At 64.7% G+C, this 14,735-nt stretch carries 14 protein-coding genes and 1 pseudogene; 5 read left to right on the top strand and 10 right to left on the bottom strand.

The genetic code is table 11. From position 1 onward, the window contains the following. Positions 1 to 350: pseudogene (locus IAQ70_RS22220) on the bottom strand (ABC transporter permease); the annotation flags it as partial. A 52-nt stretch (positions 351 to 402) separates the two neighbouring features. After that, positions 403 to 1,395, bottom strand: coding sequence for a substrate-binding domain-containing protein (locus IAQ70_RS22225; RefSeq protein ID WP_190992126.1), 993 nt, complete (start codon positions 1,393 to 1,395; stop codon positions 403 to 405). 242 nt (positions 1,396 to 1,637) lie between these two features. Here IAQ70_RS22225 and IAQ70_RS22230 point away from each other — a divergent pair, with 242 nt between their 5' ends. Continuing rightward, on the top strand, positions 1,638 to 2,507 hold the full coding sequence (locus IAQ70_RS22230) for a sugar phosphate isomerase/epimerase family protein (RefSeq protein WP_190992127.1): 870 nt from the start codon (positions 1,638 to 1,640) through the stop codon (positions 2,505 to 2,507). Between the two features lie 179 nt (positions 2,508 to 2,686). Here IAQ70_RS22230 and IAQ70_RS22235 read toward each other — a convergent pair whose 3' ends face one another. Further along, complete coding sequence (locus tag IAQ70_RS22235) at positions 2,687 to 3,049, bottom strand: cupin domain-containing protein (RefSeq protein ID WP_190992128.1); 363 nt, start codon at positions 3,047 to 3,049, stop codon at positions 2,687 to 2,689. Positions 3,050 to 3,297: 248 nt separating this feature from the next. Here IAQ70_RS22235 and IAQ70_RS22240 point away from each other — a divergent pair, with 248 nt between their 5' ends. From IAQ70_RS22240 to IAQ70_RS22250, 3 genes are all read left to right on the top strand, one after another. After that, the gene (locus IAQ70_RS22240) at positions 3,298 to 4,791 is read left to right on the top strand and encodes a glyceraldehyde-3-phosphate dehydrogenase (RefSeq protein WP_190992129.1); all 1,494 of its coding nucleotides are present in this window, start codon (positions 3,298 to 3,300) and stop codon (positions 4,789 to 4,791) included. Positions 4,792 to 4,805: 14 nt separating this feature from the next. Next, positions 4,806 to 5,039 carry a hypothetical protein gene (locus IAQ70_RS22245; protein WP_190992130.1) on the top strand — a complete coding sequence of 78 codons (234 nt, stop codon included), beginning with the start codon at positions 4,806 to 4,808 and terminating at the stop codon, positions 5,037 to 5,039. Between the two features lie 147 nt (positions 5,040 to 5,186). Next, complete coding sequence (locus IAQ70_RS22250; RefSeq protein ID WP_190992131.1) at positions 5,187 to 6,212, top strand: 6-phosphofructokinase; 1,026 nt, start codon at positions 5,187 to 5,189, stop codon at positions 6,210 to 6,212. A 31-nt stretch (positions 6,213 to 6,243) separates the two neighbouring features. Here IAQ70_RS22250 and IAQ70_RS22255 read toward each other — a convergent pair whose 3' ends face one another. The 6 genes from IAQ70_RS22255 to tkt form a co-directional block, all read right to left on the bottom strand. After that, a complete protein-coding gene (locus tag IAQ70_RS22255; RefSeq protein ID WP_190992132.1) occupies positions 6,244 to 7,236 on the bottom strand; it encodes a Gfo/Idh/MocA family protein in 993 nt (330 codons plus the stop codon). Between the two features lie 34 nt (positions 7,237 to 7,270). Beyond that, complete coding sequence (gene fbaA / locus IAQ70_RS22260; protein WP_190992133.1) at positions 7,271 to 8,290, bottom strand: class II fructose-bisphosphate aldolase; 1,020 nt, start codon at positions 8,288 to 8,290, stop codon at positions 7,271 to 7,273. 88 nt (positions 8,291 to 8,378) lie between these two features. Beyond that, positions 8,379 to 8,852, bottom strand: coding sequence for a ribose-5-phosphate isomerase (locus IAQ70_RS22265; protein ID WP_190992134.1), 474 nt, complete (start codon positions 8,850 to 8,852; stop codon positions 8,379 to 8,381). 10 nt (positions 8,853 to 8,862) lie between these two features. Then, a complete protein-coding gene (gene rpe, locus IAQ70_RS22270; RefSeq protein ID WP_190992135.1) occupies positions 8,863 to 9,582 on the bottom strand; it encodes a ribulose-phosphate 3-epimerase in 720 nt (239 codons plus the stop codon). Between the two features lie 34 nt (positions 9,583 to 9,616). Then, positions 9,617 to 10,738, bottom strand: coding sequence for a transaldolase (gene tal, locus IAQ70_RS22275; protein WP_190992136.1), 1,122 nt, complete (start codon positions 10,736 to 10,738; stop codon positions 9,617 to 9,619). 103 nt (positions 10,739 to 10,841) lie between these two features. After that, positions 10,842 to 12,995 (bottom strand): transketolase, encoded by a 2,154-nt coding sequence (gene tkt / locus IAQ70_RS22280; protein ID WP_223860555.1) that lies wholly within the window; start codon positions 12,993 to 12,995, stop codon positions 10,842 to 10,844. 202 nt (positions 12,996 to 13,197) lie between these two features. Between tkt and IAQ70_RS22285 the strand changes: the two genes are divergently transcribed. Beyond that, complete coding sequence (locus IAQ70_RS22285; RefSeq protein WP_190992139.1) at positions 13,198 to 14,463, top strand: helix-turn-helix transcriptional regulator; 1,266 nt, start codon at positions 13,198 to 13,200, stop codon at positions 14,461 to 14,463. Positions 14,464 to 14,539: 76 nt separating this feature from the next. Here the strand turns inward: IAQ70_RS22285 and IAQ70_RS22290 are convergent. Beyond that, on the bottom strand, positions 14,540 to 14,735 hold a 196-nt coding region (locus IAQ70_RS22290), incomplete at its 5' end, for an MBL fold metallo-hydrolase (protein ID WP_190992137.1).

Genomic DNA, 14,735 nt, shown 5'->3' on the forward strand with positions numbered 1-14,735 from the left:
CCCACCCCCACCCAGACATTGGTGCTGAAGTACCAGCTGAACATCGACGCGGTCAGGGCCGAGGAGATCACCGCGACGCCGGTGGAGAGGTCAAATTCGCCGCCGATCATCAGCAGCGACACCCCCACCGCCATGATCCCGATCGTGGAACTGCCGTAGAGAATGGTCGCCAAAGCGTTGGGTTGGGTAAACGTTGAAGACACCAACGCGAAGAAGATGAAGAGGACGATGGCGCCCACGAGGGCACCGACCTCGGGCCGGCCGAGGAGCTTCTGGAACGGGCTGCGCCTGGCCACGCGCTCATCGGCCACCGCCGACGTTGTGGTTGTCTTTGTCTGGGTGATGGTCATGTTAACTCTCCTTGCTGCCGGGCCGGCCGTGACCGGCCCGGCCAGCGGGCTGTTAGCGGATACCCTGTTCGGCGAACTTCAGGACATCCGCCGCGTTGCTCTTGTCGATGACGGCGGGGCCGGTGTAGACCTGCTGGCCGCCGCCCACCTTGAAGCCGCCCACCTTGCCCAGCCAGATGGCGTCGACGCTGCCGTAGCCCTGCAGGTATGGCTGCTGGTCCACGGTGAATGCGATGCTTCCGTCTTCGATGGCCTTGGCGAGCTCACCGTTCAGGTCAAAGGATGCGACCTTGACCTTGCTTCCCGTCTCCTTGACGGCCTTGACAATCGTCAAAGTGAAAGGGGCCCCGAGTCCGATGATGGCGTCGGCGTCCGGGGTGGACTGGAGCTTCGCGCTGACGGTGGAGGACACGGATGTCATATCGGCGCCGTTGACGTTGAGGATCTCCGTGCCGGGGACGTTCTCCTTGACTCCGGCGCAGCGGTTCTCGAGGCCCACGTGGCCCTGCTCCTGAATGACGCAGATCGGGTGCTTGACCCCCTCGGAGGCGAGGCGCTGTCCGACGGTGACGCCGGCCAGCTTGTCGCTCTGGCCAAAGTGGGTAAAGGCACCCAGGGCTTTGGACTGATCTTCGCCGGCGTTGAAGCTGACCACCGGAATGCCGGCGTCAGTTGCCTCTTTCACCACGTCCTTGAGCGCTTCGGGCTTGGCAAGCGTGAGGACGATGCCGTCCACCTTCTGGTCGATGGCCTGCTGCACCAGCTGCGCCTGGCGGCCGCCCTCCGCGTCGCCGCTGTACAGAAGTTCAACGTTGTCCTTCTTCGCGGCAGTCTCGGCGCCCTTTCGCACGATGTCCCAAAACGTGTCGCCGGCAGCGGCATGGGTGATCATGGCGACCTTGATCCGGGCGGTATCGGAAACCTGTCCGCCTTCTCCGGACGTTGCAGTTTCGGTCTTGCCTCCACTGCTTGAGCATGCCGCCAGCGTCAGAAGCGGAACGATAGCGAGGGCAATAGCGCCCCGGTGCCAGCTGAATTTTGCCACGTGAAATCTCCTTCGATTCGCACAATTTCGACCGTCAGGAACGCTTCGGACCACGAAATGCGTGGGGCGAAAACGGAGGTCGTTGATCTAGAACGGCTGTGATCCACATCGCTTTGTGGAACGGTCCAACTCTAGAATGCGGGCTCTGCAGATGTCAATAGACCGTTCCAACGATGTGTGATTTCATGTTTGTACGCCTTCATTTCTTAGTGGGCGGGCCTGTCGTGCTTCAAAGGAGAACAATGACCACCACTGCCCCCGAACTTGTCGCCTCATGCTGGACCAGCGCCGGCAGCGTGGCGCCGCTGCAAACGCCTGAGACCAGCCCCGTGCCCATTGCCGATCGCATCGAAGCCATCGCTGCCACCGGATGGTCAGGCCTCGGACTCGCGCACGATGACCTCGCCGCCGCACGCGCGAGCCTGGGTTTTCCGGCCTTACGCAGCCTTATCGACGACGCCGGCCTCCGCTACGTGGAAGTCGAGCTCCTCACGGACTGGTGGGACGAGAGTCTCGCCCCACGGTGGCAGCCGCAGTTCGACCTCCTCCTTGAAGCTGCAGAGGCGCTCGGTGCGCGGTTCATCAAGGTGGGTACCACCATCGGCCACCCCTTGGCTGACCTCGACTTCCTGGTGAAACCCCTCCGGCGGCTGACCGCCGAGGCCGCGCAGCGGGGTACACGCATTGCGCTCGAACCGATGCCGTTTTCGATGGTGGGAAGCGTGCCGGCGGCCGCCGACCTCATGCGAAAGGTGGATGTGCCCGGGTGCGGGCTGGTGGTGGACTACTGGCACGTCTTCCGCGCAGGAACAACGCTGGACGAACTGTCGGCCAGACTCGGCGCAGACCAGATTTTCGGCGTCGAACTCAACGACGCGGCGGCGGACATCCAGGGCACCCTTTTCGAGGACACGCGGGACAACCGCCGCCTGTGCGGGCAGGGCGACCAGGATGTCACCGGGTTCATCCGGGCCCTGAAATCCCTGGGCTTCAACGGCCCCTGGGGCGTGGAGATCCTCTCCGACGAACACCGCGCGCTTCCCGTCAAGGAAGCTCTGCGGGCGGCTCATGCGACAACTTTGGACTGCTTCCCCGCGGACTCAGCACAGTAGGCCCGGTGGGCAGCGCAGCGGCATGCCTGGCCGGCGGAGCCTGCCGGTAGGCGTTTGACGTCAGCATCCTTCGGCGCCCTCAACGCCATGGCTGTGGCAGCGCGTTATATCCGATAGCCGCAGATCGGCCCTGTCAGGCCCGGGCAGTACCCGGGCCTGACAGGCCGGCCGTCCCGCTGTCAGGCAGCGAAAATAACAAAGAATTTCCTGATCCGCTCCTGGATCTCCCACGTTCCCTGCCACCCGATCGGGAAGATGGCGGCGGTTCCGGCTTCCAGCGTGATCGGTTCTTCACCATCCCGGGTGACCACCATGCGGCCTTCCAGGACATGAATCGCTTCACCGCGCTCGAGGAACTCCCACCGGGATAGGCCCGGGTCGGCTTCCCAGACTCCCGAGAGGATGCGGGAATCCTCGCTGGTGAAGGGAATGGCAATCCGTGTGGGTATCTCGTCGCCGAGTACCTCGGCCAACGGCGGGCCGAGCGGGGCTTCGTCGAGGTCGCTGGCGAAGAGTTCGGCGGGCTGGAAAGTTACGCTCATGGGTTTTGCCTTTCTGTTTCTACTCGCCGGCAACGTCGCCGGCGGGCTGGCGGATGACCAGTTAGAGGCACTGTAGCCCAGCCCGTTCGGGTGGGGAAGCGACTCCGCGCCGCCACGGCGCGCCGCTCAGACTACCCGTTGGGGTAGTTAAAACCATCCCGAAATGGCGTTTCACCTATCCGCAAATGACAGGACGATGGAGGCTAAGCCAAGCTCCAACAGATCCGCCCACCGCGAAAGGACGCCCCATGCTACAACCTTCAGATTCTTCCCTTGTGACGTGGATGGGCCGGGAGGCCCTCGCTGAGGCGATGATTCCGGTGATCGGCCGGCTCTACCGCGAAAACAACGTGGTGACCAGCATCCACGGGCGCAGCCTGGTCAACAAGTCCACCATGAACATCCTCAAGGCGCACCGGTTTGCGCGCCGGGTCAGCAAAGACGAGTTGCTTCTGGAGGAGACCGCGCCGCTGCTGAACACCCTCGCCGGCCTGGAGTTGGGTGCGGCAGCGATCGACATCGCCCGCCTCAACCAGAAGTTCAAGGAAGAAGGCTGCGGGGCAACTCTGGAGGAGTTCCTCCGCACCGAACTCGCCGACGTCGTTGGCAAGCGTGGCGCTGATGACCGCACCAGCACGGACGTGGTGCTCTACGGCTTTGGCCGCATCGGCCGCCTGCTGGCGCGCCTCCTCATCGAAAAAACAGGTGGCGGCCACGGCCTGCGCCTGCGCGCCATCGTGGTCCGCCGCGGATCGGACAAGGACCTCACCAAGCGCGCCAGCCTGCTGCGCCGCGACTCGGTCCACGGCCCGTTCGAGGGCACCATCCGCGTTGACGAGGAAGCCAACACCATCACCGCCAACGGCGTGCAGGTCCAGGTCATCTACTCGGACAACCCCGCCACCATCGACTACACCGCCTACGGCATCAAGAACGCGCTGGTGGTGGACAACACCGGCCGCTGGCGCGACGCCGAAGGCCTGTCCCAGCACCTGCAGAGCAAGGGCGTGGCACGCGTGCTCCTCACGGCTCCGGGCAAGGGCGCACTGAAGAACATCGTGCACGGCATCAACCACGGCACCATCCTGGACTCGGACCAGATCGTGTCCGCGGCGTCCTGCACCACCAACGCCATCACCCCGGTCCTGAAGGCCATCAACGACAGGTTCGGCGTGATCCACGGCCACGTCGAAACCGTCCACTCCTTCACCAACGACCAGAACCTGATCGATAACTTCCACAAGGGCGACCGCCGCGGCCGTTCCGCCGCGCTGAACATGGTCATCACCGAAACCGGTGCCGCCACGGCGGTAGCGAAGGCGCTCCCGGAACTTCAGGGCAAGCTGTCGGGAAGCTCCATCCGCGTCCCCACCCCGGACGTGTCGCTGGCCATCCTGAACCTGAGCCTGGAAAACGGCACCACCAAGGATGAGGTCAACGGCTTCCTCCGCGACATGTCCCTGCATTCGGACCTGCGCAAACAGATCGATTACATCGATTCGCCAGAGGTTGTGTCCACGGACTTTGTTGGTTCCCGCCATGCGGGCATCGTGGACGGCCTTGCCACTATCTCCAACGGCAAGAACCTTGTCCTGTACGTCTGGTACGACAACGAGTTCGGCTACAGCTGCCAGGTTGTCCGGGTCATGGAGGAAATGGCAGGCGTCAACCGGCAGTCGTTCCCCGCGAGGGATGTGGTTCAGGAGGCCATGTCAGTGCTTGCCGCGTTGAAATCGGCCTAGCTGAAGGAGACTCAATGCTTTTCATTGACCCCTCTGCGGGAAAAGAACGGACTCCCACGCCGCCGCCGGAAGACCGGGCTCCCGTGCCCAGTCCGCCTTTCAGGAAGCCTGTTCCCCTCTCCCAGGTCAGGCCCGTCCGGGGCCGTGACCGGGAGATGCAGCAGCTCATCCACGATCTCGCCGTCCTCGCCGCCAGGCATGGTCAGCAGGTCAGTGGAGCAGGGTCCTCCACAGGAGTCTCGCCGTGAAGCGGCACGTGCGGCTCCGGCTTGTCCGGTGCAGCGGGCCCCGGATCTGCAACCGGTTCGCGCCCTGCCACCTGACCTCCACAACACTTCCAGGCGCCTCAGTGTGGCGCTCTGCCTGTAAACCCTCTCCCAGAATTTGAGCCAAACATGAAAATCGGAATCCTCACCAGCGGGGGCGACTGCCCCGGCCTGAACGCGGTCATCCGCGGCGCTGTCCTTAAGGGCATCACCGTTCACGGCCATGAGTTCGTCGGCTTCCTGGACGGCTGGCGCGGTGCGGTTGAAGGCGACATCATCGACATCCCCCGCACCATGGTCCGCGGCATCGCCAAGCAGGGCGGCACCATCCTGGGCACCTCCCGCACCAACCCCTTCGAAAACGGCGGCGGCCCCGAGGTCATCAAGGCCCACATGGACCGCCTGGGCATCGACGCCATCATCGCGATCGGCGGCGAAGGGACCTTGGCAGCGGCGAAGCGCCTCACCGACGCCGGCCTCAAAATCGTGGGTGTCCCCAAGACCGTTGACAACGACCTCGACGCCACCGACTACACCTTCGGCTTTGACACCGCAGTCCAGATTGCAACCGAAGCCATCGACCGCCTCCGCACCACCGCGGAGTCCCACCACCGGTGCATGATCGCCGAGGTCATGGGCCGCCACGTGGGCTGGATCGCCCTCCACTCCGGCATGGCAGCCGGGGCCCACGCCATCCTGATCCCGGAGCAGAAAGTCAGCATCGAACAGATCGCCCAGTGGGTGAAGGAAGCCCACGCCCGTGGCCGCGCACCACTGGTAGTGGTGGCCGAAGGCTTCGTTCCGGACCACATGGAATCACCGCACTCCGAGCGCGGCCTGGACACCTTCGGACGCCCCCGCCTGGGCGGCATCGCGGACCAACTCGCCCCCGAACTGGAAGCCCGCACGGGCATCGAAACCCGCGCCACCATCCTCGGCCACATCCAGCGCGGCGGCGTGCCCTCAGCCTTCGACCGCGTCCTGGCTACCCGGCTCGGCATGGCCGCCGTTGACTCCGTGGTGGATGGCTGCTGGGGCACCATGGTGGCCCTGAAGGGAACGGACATCCGGAACGTGAACTTCCAGGAAGCCCTGGGCCAGCTGAAGACCGTCCCCCAGGACCGCTACGACGAAGCAGCGGTCCTGTTCGGCTGAGCCTCCCAGGCGCCGAAAACGGTCCATCGGTTCAGACGGCTTCCGGTTTCCGCGCTGCCCTGTCGAGCGCTTCCAATACCTGCGCGTTGTTTGCTGCGTCCGTGAGATCGTAGCGGAGCGGCCTACCGTTGAGGACGCTGTCAGCGAAGTGTTCGCCCATCCGGACAAAGTGATTTTCGCCCTTGATCTTGTGATGGATGGTGTCCTGCCCGAAGTGATGCTCCTCCAGGACCGAATCCTCCTCCAGGAGCCCAAGGGGATTGCCGAGGTAGAGCCGGCCCTCGGTGCCTGTGATCTCCAAATAATTACGGCGTTCGAGATTCACTCCGGTGTCAAAAAGCGCTGTGGCGCCACCGGGAAAGCGCAGAATGCCCGCCATGCTTGTGTCGATTCGGCCTCCGTCGTTGGCGTCGCGGTAGTTGCCAAAGGCGGCGATGTGAGCCGGCTCCTGCGCGGTGACCATCCGGCTCATGTTGACGCAGTAGCACCCCGTATCGAAGAGTGCGCCGCCGCCGAGTCTGGTGTACCAGCGGATGTTGTCGTCGCCGCCCGCATCGAAAGAATGCGCCACGTGGACAAAGGTCAGTGTGCCTACGACATTTGCCGCCAGCAGCTCTTGGAGCTTCTCGAAACGCGGGTGAAAACGGTACATAAAGCCTTCCAGGACTTTGAGCCCGGTCTCGTCGGCTTTGCGGGCAATCTCCCCGCACTCGGCGGCGCTCATCGCCAGGGGTTTTTCACAGAGGACGTGCTTGCCTGCGTCCAAGGATTTGAGGATCCATTCGAGGTGCAACGCGTTTGGCAGCGCCAGGTACACCGCATCTATGTCGGGCGCAGCAAGCAGGGACTCGTAAGAGCCAAACGCCTGGGGGAGGCCATGCTTGTGGGCGTACTCAGTGGCCTTCTCCTGGGTCCGCGAAGCTATGGCGACGACCTCACCGTTTTTCGTCGCCTGCAATGCCGGAATGGTTTTGCGGACGATCCGGGCTGTACCCAGGACGCCCCAACGCAGTTTGTCGCTCATCGAACGCTCCTTTTGCGGAACTCGTCGGACATGTTTAGAACGTCTTTCCGGCGGAACCGAGCTGCTTCGTTGCCTCGACGATGCGGGCCGAGAGGCCGGCTTCGGCGGAGGCGCCCCAGACGCGCGGATCGTAAAGCTTCTTGTTGCCCACTTCGCCGTCGACCTTCAGCACACCGTCGTAGTTACGGAACATGTGGTCCACCACCGGACGCGTGTAAGCGTACTGGGTGTCGGTGTCGATGTTCATCTTGATCACACCGTACGAGACGGCGTCGGCGATCTCCTGGTCCGAGGAGCCCGAACCGCCGTGGAACACCAGATCAAACGGGCTGTCCTTGCCCAGCTTCGCGCCCACCTGGGCCTGGATGTCCTTGAGGATCTCCGGGCGCAGCTTCACACCGCCGGGCTTGTACACGCCGTGCACGTTACCGAAGGTCAGGGCCGTGATGTAGCGGCCGTTCTCGCCCGCGCCGAGGGCCTCAATGGTGGCCAGGGCGTCCTCGACTGTGGTGTACAGCTTGTCGTTGATGGCGTTTTCGACACCGTCTTCCTCGCCGCCGACGATGCCGATTTCAACTTCGAGGATCATTTTTGCGGCTGCGGTGCGCTCCAGCAGTTCGCGGGCGGTGCTCAGGTTTTCGTTCAGGGGCTCGTGCGAACCGTCCCACATGTGCGAGTTGAAGATGGGGTTGCGGCCGGCCTTGACCTCGGCTTCGGACGCTGCGAGGAGCGGCAGGACAAACCCGTCCAGCTTGTCCTTCGGGCAGTGGTCCGTATGCAGCGCAATGTTGACGTTGTAGTTCTTTGCCACTTCACGGGCGAACGCGGCGAAACCAAGCGAACCGGCCACCATGTCCTTCGTCGCAGCACCGGACCAGTACGCCGCACCACCGGTGGACACCTGGACAATGCCATCGGACTCAGCCTCGGCGAAGCCGCGCAGTGCGGCGTTCAGCGTCTGCGAGGACGTGACATTGACGGCCGGGAACGCATAGCCACCGGCCTTGGCACGGTCAATCATCTCGGAGTAGATCTCTGGGGTTGCAATGGGCATGCTGACTCCTATGCTGAGTTTCGGTTAAAAGAAGGCGGCCACGTCAGAGCCCCGCCACACGGGACGGGGCTCTGACGTGGCCGGGGTTTTACTCGGCCAGCTCGCCGGTGGTTTCGTAAATGGCGATCTTGCCAATACGCCGCTCGTGGCGCTCGGCCTTGCTGAAGGGCTCCGACAGGAACGCTTTGATCAGTTCCGTAGCCTCCTCAACGGTGTGCTGCCGCCCGCCCACTGCCACTACATTGGCGTTGTTGTGTTCGCGGGCAAGTTTCGCCGTGTCGAGGTTCCAGGCCAGGGCGGCGCGGACGCCCTTGACCTTGTTCGCGGCGATCTGCTCACCGTTGCCCGAGCCGCCCAGAACGATCCCAAGGGCGTCCACCCCTTCGGCCTGGTCAGCCGCGACGGCGGCCGCGGCGTTGATGCAGAACGACGGGTAGTCATCCTCGGCATCGTAGACCGCCGGCCCGTGGTCCACCATCTCGTAGCCGCTGGCAGAGAGGGCAGTAATGAGGTGGGAGCTAAGCTCCATCCCGGCGTGGTCGGTTGCAATGTGAACGCGCATGTGTGGTCCTTCAGGCTGGTTGGGGTGCGGTGTTATTGAGGTGAAGACCGCGCGGGCCGAAGGCGAGCTGCCCGTTCGTGCGCAGTGACTCGATGGCATCCTCAGGAGAGGGCTTGCCGTATACGGCCGATCCGGCCACGAAGACGTTGGCACCGGCTTCAGCTGCACGGGTGATGGTTTCCTCAGTGATGCCGCCGTCCACCTGGATGGCCACGTTCACCCCTGAACCGTCAACCGCAGCGCGGGCACGGCGGATCTTCGGCAGCATAACGTCCAGGAATGCCTGGCCGCCAAAGCCCGGCTCCACCGTCATGATCAGCAGCATGTCCAGTTCGGAAAGCATGTCCAGGTATGGTTCCACCGGGGTGGCCGGCCGGAGCGCCATGCCCGCCTTTGCCCCGCGGGCACGGAGTTCGCGGGCGAGTTTGATGGGGGCATCTGATGCCTCCACGTGGAACGTCACCGAGCTCAGGCCGGCGTCGGCATACTGCGGCGCCCAGCGGTCCACATTGGCAATCATCAGGTGGGCGTCCAAGGGGACGGGGCTGACCTTCTGCAGCCGTTCCACTACGGGCAGGCCGATGGTCAGATTTGGCACAAAGTGGTTGTCCATAACATCCACGTGCACGGCATCGGCGTTGCTGATGCGGGCGAGCTCGGCCTCGAGGTTGGCGAAGTCGGCCGAGAGGATGCTGGGGTTAATGCAGCAGTTCAGGGGTGATGCGGACATGATGTCTGCCTTTCGATAGCAGTCAGGGCTCGGGTCAGGATGCCTTCCGGGCCGTGGCGAGGGCGCCTTCGACGTCGGCCAGCAGTTCCTTCCAGCTGGCTACGAACTTGTCCAGGCCCTCGGATTCGAGGAGGGCAACCACCTCGTTATAGGAGACGCCCAGCGCGTCCAGTGCGTACAGCACGGCCTTGGACCGCGCGTATTCACCGGTGATGGTGTCCCCGGTGACCACACCGTGGTCGAATGTGGCGTCCAGGGTCTTCTCCGGCATGGTGTTGACGACGTCGGCAGCAACCAGTCCGGTCACGTACAGGGTGTCGGGGTAGGCCGGGTCCTTCACGCCGGTGGACGCCCACAGGGGACGCTGCGGACGTGCGCCGGCCTCGGCCAGGACCTCCCACCGGTCGGTCGAGAAGAGCTGCTCATAGACCTGGTAGGCCAGGCGGGCGTTGGCTACGCCAGCCTTGCCCTTGAGTGCCTTGGCTTCGTCGGTGCCGAGGGCGTCGAGGCGCTTGTCGATCTCGGAGTCCACACGGGAGATGAAGAACGAGGCCACCGAGTGGATCGTGGACAGGTCGTGGCCGTTTTCCCTGGCCAGTTCCAGGCCGGACTGGAAGGCGTTGATGACGGCGCGGTAGCGGTCAAGGGAGAAGATCAGGGTCACGTTGACGCTGATGCCTTCGCCCAGGGTTGCCGTGATGGCCTCGAGGCCTTCGAGCGTTGCGGGGATCTTGATGAGGACGTTGTCCTTGTCCACCTTTTTGTAGAGGTTCTTGGCCTCGGCGATGGTGCCGGCCGTGTCCCAGGCCAGCCGGGGATCAACTTCAATGGACACACGGCCGTCAACGCCGTTGGTGGCGGCGGCGATCGGCGCGAACAGGTCGCAGGCGTCAGCGACGTCGGTGGTGGTGATCTCGAAGATGGTCTCCTCGACGCCTGCACCCTGCGCGGCAAGTTCGGCGATCTTTGCGTCGTAGTCCGATCCGGAGGTGATGGCCGCCTGGAAGATGGACGGGTTGGTGGTCACGCCCACCACGTTCTTTTCGTTAATGAGCTTCTGCAGGCTGCCGCTGGCGAGACGCTCGCGCGAGAGGTCGTCGAGCCAGATGGACACGCCGGCGTCTGATAGCTGGGCGGTGGGGGTTGCGTTGGTCATGGCTTCTTCCTTCAATGATTGTGAGCTGCTGACAGTTCGCGGCCGCGCCGCGGGACGTCCCCATGAGGCCGTCCCGCGGCGCCGGCCGCAGTGCTGGTATTGGTCAGTTGCGGGCAGCGGCCAGGGAGTCCCTGGCTGCGGCGGCGACGGCCTCCGCTGTGATGCCGAACTCCTGGAACAGACGCTTGTAGTCTGCCGAGGCACCGTAGTGCTCGAGCGAGATGGAACGGCCGGCGTCGCCAACGAATTCCTTCCAGCCCAGGGCCAGGCCGGCTTCGACGGAGACGCGGGCCTTGACGGCGGCGGGCAGGACGGACTCGCGGTAGGCCGCGTCCTGCTTGTTGAACCACTCGACGCACGGCATGGAAACCACGCGGGCGGCGATGCCCTCGGCCTGCAGGGCTTCGCGGGCCTGGACGGCCAACTGCACCTCGGAGCCGGTGGCGATCAGCAGCACATCGGCCGGAACAGTGGCACCGGCCTTGGACGCTTCGGCCAGAACGTAGCCGCCCTTGGCCACGCCTGCCGGGGAAGCAAAGGTGTCACCCTGTGCCGAACCATTGCCCCGGGCGAAAGTGGGGACGTTCTGGCGGGTCAGGACGATGCCGGCCGGGTTGGAGTGGTTCTCCAGCATCGTCTTCCACGCGATGCCCACCTCGTTTGCGTCGCCGGGACGGACAACGTCCAGGCCCACGATGGCGCGCAGGGTGGAGAGCTGCTCTACCGGCTGGTGGGTGGGGCCGTCTTCGCCCAGGCCGATGGAGTCGTGGGACCAGACGTAGATGGATGGGACACCCATCAGGGCGGAGAGGCGGATGGCCGGGCGCTGGTAGTCGGAGAAGATCAGGAACGTGCCGGAGAAGGCGCGGGTCCGGCCGTGCAGCGAGATGCCGTTCACGATCGACGCCGCGGCGTGCTCGCGGATACCGAAGTGCAGGACGCGGCCGTACGGGTTGCCCTTCCACGCGTCGGTGGAACGGGAGACCGGGATGAACGACGCCGAGCCCTCGATGGTGGTGTTGTTGGACTCGGCCAGGTCGGCCGAGCCGCCCCACAGTTCGGGCATGACCGGGCCCAGTGCGTTCAGGACCTTGCCCGAGGCGGCGCGGGTGGAGACGTCCTTGCCGGCTTCGAAGACCGGCAGGGCGGCGTCGATTCCGGCAGGAAGCTGCTTGGCTTCGATCCGCTCCAACAGGGCAGCGCCCTCCGGGTTGGCCTGCTGCCATGCCTCGAAGGAGGAATCCCATTCCTTGCGGGCGGCGGCACCGCGGTCAACTACGGCGCGGGCGTGGGCCAGGACGTCCTGGTCCACCTCGAAGGACTGCGCCGGATCAAAGCCCAGCACGGACTTCAGGCCGGCCACTTCCTCTGCGCCCAGGGCTGAACCGTGGATTTTGCCGGTGTTCTGCTTCTTCGGCGCCGGGTAGCCGATGATGGTCCGCAGCGAGATGATGGACGGCTTCGACGTCTCGGCCTTCGCCGCGAGCAGTGCGGAGTAGAGCTCCTGCACGTCTTCGACGTATTCGCCCGTCTCGGTCCAGTCCACGCGCTGGGTGTGCCAGCCGTAGGCCTCGTAGCGCTTCAGGACATCCTCGGTGAAGGAGATGTCGGTGTCGTCCTCGATGGAGATGTGGTTCTCGTCGTAGACCACCACGAGGTTACCCAGTTCCTGGTGGCCGGCCAGCGAGGAAGCCTCGGAGGTGACGCCTTCCTGGATGTCGCCATCGGAGGCGATGACCCAGATGGTGTGGTCGAACGGGGACGTGCCCTCGGCCGCGTCGGCGTCGAAGAGGCCGCGCATCCGGCGCTGTGAGTAGGCGAAGCCCACCGAGGAGGCCAGGCCCTGGCCCAGCGGACCGGTGGTGATCTCCACGCCCGCGGTGTGCTTGTACTCGGGGTGGCCCGGCGTCAGGGAATCCCAGGTGCGCAGCGCCTTGAGGTCGTCCAGTTCCAGGCCGTAACCGGACAGGAAAAGCTGGATGTACAGGGTCAGCGACGAGTGGCCGGGTGAGAGGATGAAGCGGTCACGTCCCAGCCAGTCCGGGTCGCGGGGGTCGTGGCGCATGAGCTTCTGGAAGAGAAGGTACGCGGCCGGGGCCAGGCTCATGGCCGTACCGGGGTGGCCGTTGCCAACCTTCTCCACAGCGTCTGCAGCCAATACACGGGCGGTGTCGACCGCACGGTCGTCTGCGGGGGTCCAGTCGAGTGTTGTCGAATTTGCAGCGCCGGGGAGCGTCACATTTGTTGTCGGGTTCATGGTTTGTCCTTTTTGGATCTGGTCGGCATGGAGGGGCCGGACGGATGCTTTCTGGTTGATATCCATGATCGCGAACCAAATGGGCAGGGGTAACACTGTTTTCTGACGGTTCTTACTACCCTTTTGGGTTGGCCGGACGTTTCGGCCCGGGTAGGCTGTCCTGATGAGCACCGTCGCCCATCAGCCCGTGAAGGAATTCACCATGCCTCTTCCAGACCTGCCGTGGCCGCTATTACAGAGCGTGGCGGCCTTGGCCGATGCCCCCCTCTCCCAAATAGCTGAGCGCCTGCGCGAAGCCACACTCCCTTACATGGGCGGCAGCGCCCTGGTGATCTTCACGGAAGATTGCACGGGCCGGCCGCAGAAGAAGGCAGGCGATGAGGACATCATTTCCCGGGTCTCCATCACCGAGCTGGACACACTTCGGGCCACCCTTAAGGATGAGGGGCCCTGGTTTGGGGAAGCCGAGCTCGCGGGACAAACCCGCCCCGTGCTCGCCCTGAAACATGCCTCCAGCAATGCCCTTCTCGTCCTGACCGATCCCCCCGCCGAGCCGGGACCCAGCGCGGGGCTGGACCTGGTGACGTATCTGTGGCGCCTGACTGCACGGCGGATCCGGGAGAAAGTGGCGGACGCGCCGCCGTCGTACCTGCTCGAGTCGCGGGCGGCATCCGCTGAACGCCTCCGCGTGACGGCGGAACTGACAGATCTGCACTCCACCACCCTGGAGACCCTTCTCGCTGCCCTGCGGTCCTCTTCCCTGGACGATGCGGCAGCCCGCACCACCGTCACCGACCTCACCGCCAAGGCTTTGATCGGGCTCCGGACCCACAGCGACCGCACAACGGACCTGGTGAAGGAGCCCGTCGCCAAGGCCTTTGAACGCCTGCGGGAGGACCTGCGGCCGCTCACCCGCTACAGCGGCATCGAGATCGAATTCATCGAACCGCCGCTCAACGGAAGGGCCCTGCCCGGCGAAGTTGCCCACGCGGCACGGGCCATCGTCCGCGGCCTGGTGCTGGCCATGACGGAACAACCGGATGTCAGCAGGGTACGCACGCAGTGGGACTGCGACGGCGAAAACCTGCTGATCAACGTCCGCGACGACGGCCGGGGGGCGCTCAAAGCCGACGCGCCGAGCATCGCCCGCCTGGACCGCCGCGTACAGGCGCTCACCGGATCATTGCGGATCGATGTCATGCCGGGCTGGGGTGCGGACGTTTTTGTCACCCTCCCCCTTGACCTTCAGACGCGGCCTGCCGGGGATGTGGCTGGCTGGGATCTTGCCGCCCGGGAGCTCGAGGTGCTCCAGCACCTCGTTGCCGGGCACCGGAACCGGACCATCGCCTCAACGCTGGGCATCAGCGAGAATACGGTCAAGTTCCACGTGCGGAACCTGTTCAGGAAGCTCGACGTCGGCTCCCGCACCGAGGCGATCGCGCTGGCACACAGCCACGGGCTCCGGTGACGACGCAAGCCCCCTGACCGGCCCACCGCGGTAGGGGTCGCGCCTGGTAGGGGTCGCGCCGTTGGGGGATCCTGTTCTACTGGGACACCTTAGCCAGCGTTTCCCGTTCGGCACTAATGGTGGTGTTATCGCCGTGGCCGGTGCGGACCACGGTCTCGGGCGGGAGGGTGAGCAGCCGTTCCCGGATGGAGGCCAGGATGGTGGGGTAGTCGCTGTAGGAGCGTCCCGTCGCTCCCGGGCCGCCGTTGAAGAGTGTGTCGCCGGTGAAGACC

It is taken from the genome of Pseudarthrobacter sulfonivorans (genome assembly GCF_014712225.1).
Lineage (GTDB): Bacteria > Actinomycetota > Actinomycetes > Actinomycetales > Micrococcaceae > Arthrobacter > Arthrobacter sulfonivorans.

Bases quoted from the DNA above. Each gene is read 5' to 3' on its own strand.
- IAQ70_RS22230 (WP_190992127.1), top strand. From the start codon at position 1,638: ATGACCACCACTGCCCCCGAACTTGTCGCCTCATGCTGGACCAGCGCC.
- IAQ70_RS22235 (WP_190992128.1), bottom strand. From the start codon at position 3,049: ATGAGCGTAACTTTCCAGCCCGCCGAACTCTTCGCCAGCGACCTCGAC.
- IAQ70_RS22240 (WP_190992129.1), top strand. From the start codon at position 3,298: ATGCTACAACCTTCAGATTCTTCCCTTGTGACGTGGATGGGCCGGGAG.
- IAQ70_RS22245 (WP_190992130.1), top strand. From the start codon at position 4,806: ATGCTTTTCATTGACCCCTCTGCGGGAAAAGAACGGACTCCCACGCCG.
- IAQ70_RS22250 (WP_190992131.1), top strand. From the start codon at position 5,187: ATGAAAATCGGAATCCTCACCAGCGGGGGCGACTGCCCCGGCCTGAAC.
- IAQ70_RS22255 (WP_190992132.1), bottom strand. From the start codon at position 7,236: ATGAGCGACAAACTGCGTTGGGGCGTCCTGGGTACAGCCCGGATCGTC.
- fbaA (WP_190992133.1), bottom strand. From the start codon at position 8,290: ATGCCCATTGCAACCCCAGAGATCTACTCCGAGATGATTGACCGTGCC.
- IAQ70_RS22265 (WP_190992134.1), bottom strand. From the start codon at position 8,852: ATGCGCGTTCACATTGCAACCGACCACGCCGGGATGGAGCTTAGCTCC.
- rpe (WP_190992135.1), bottom strand. From the start codon at position 9,582: ATGTCCGCATCACCCCTGAACTGCTGCATTAACCCCAGCATCCTCTCG.
- tal (WP_190992136.1), bottom strand. From the start codon at position 10,738: ATGACCAACGCAACCCCCACCGCCCAGCTATCAGACGCCGGCGTGTCC.
- tkt (WP_223860555.1), bottom strand. From the start codon at position 12,995: ATGAACCCGACAACAAATGTGACGCTCCCCGGCGCTGCAAATTCGACA.
- IAQ70_RS22285 (WP_190992139.1), top strand. From the start codon at position 13,198: ATGCCTCTTCCAGACCTGCCGTGGCCGCTATTACAGAGCGTGGCGGCC.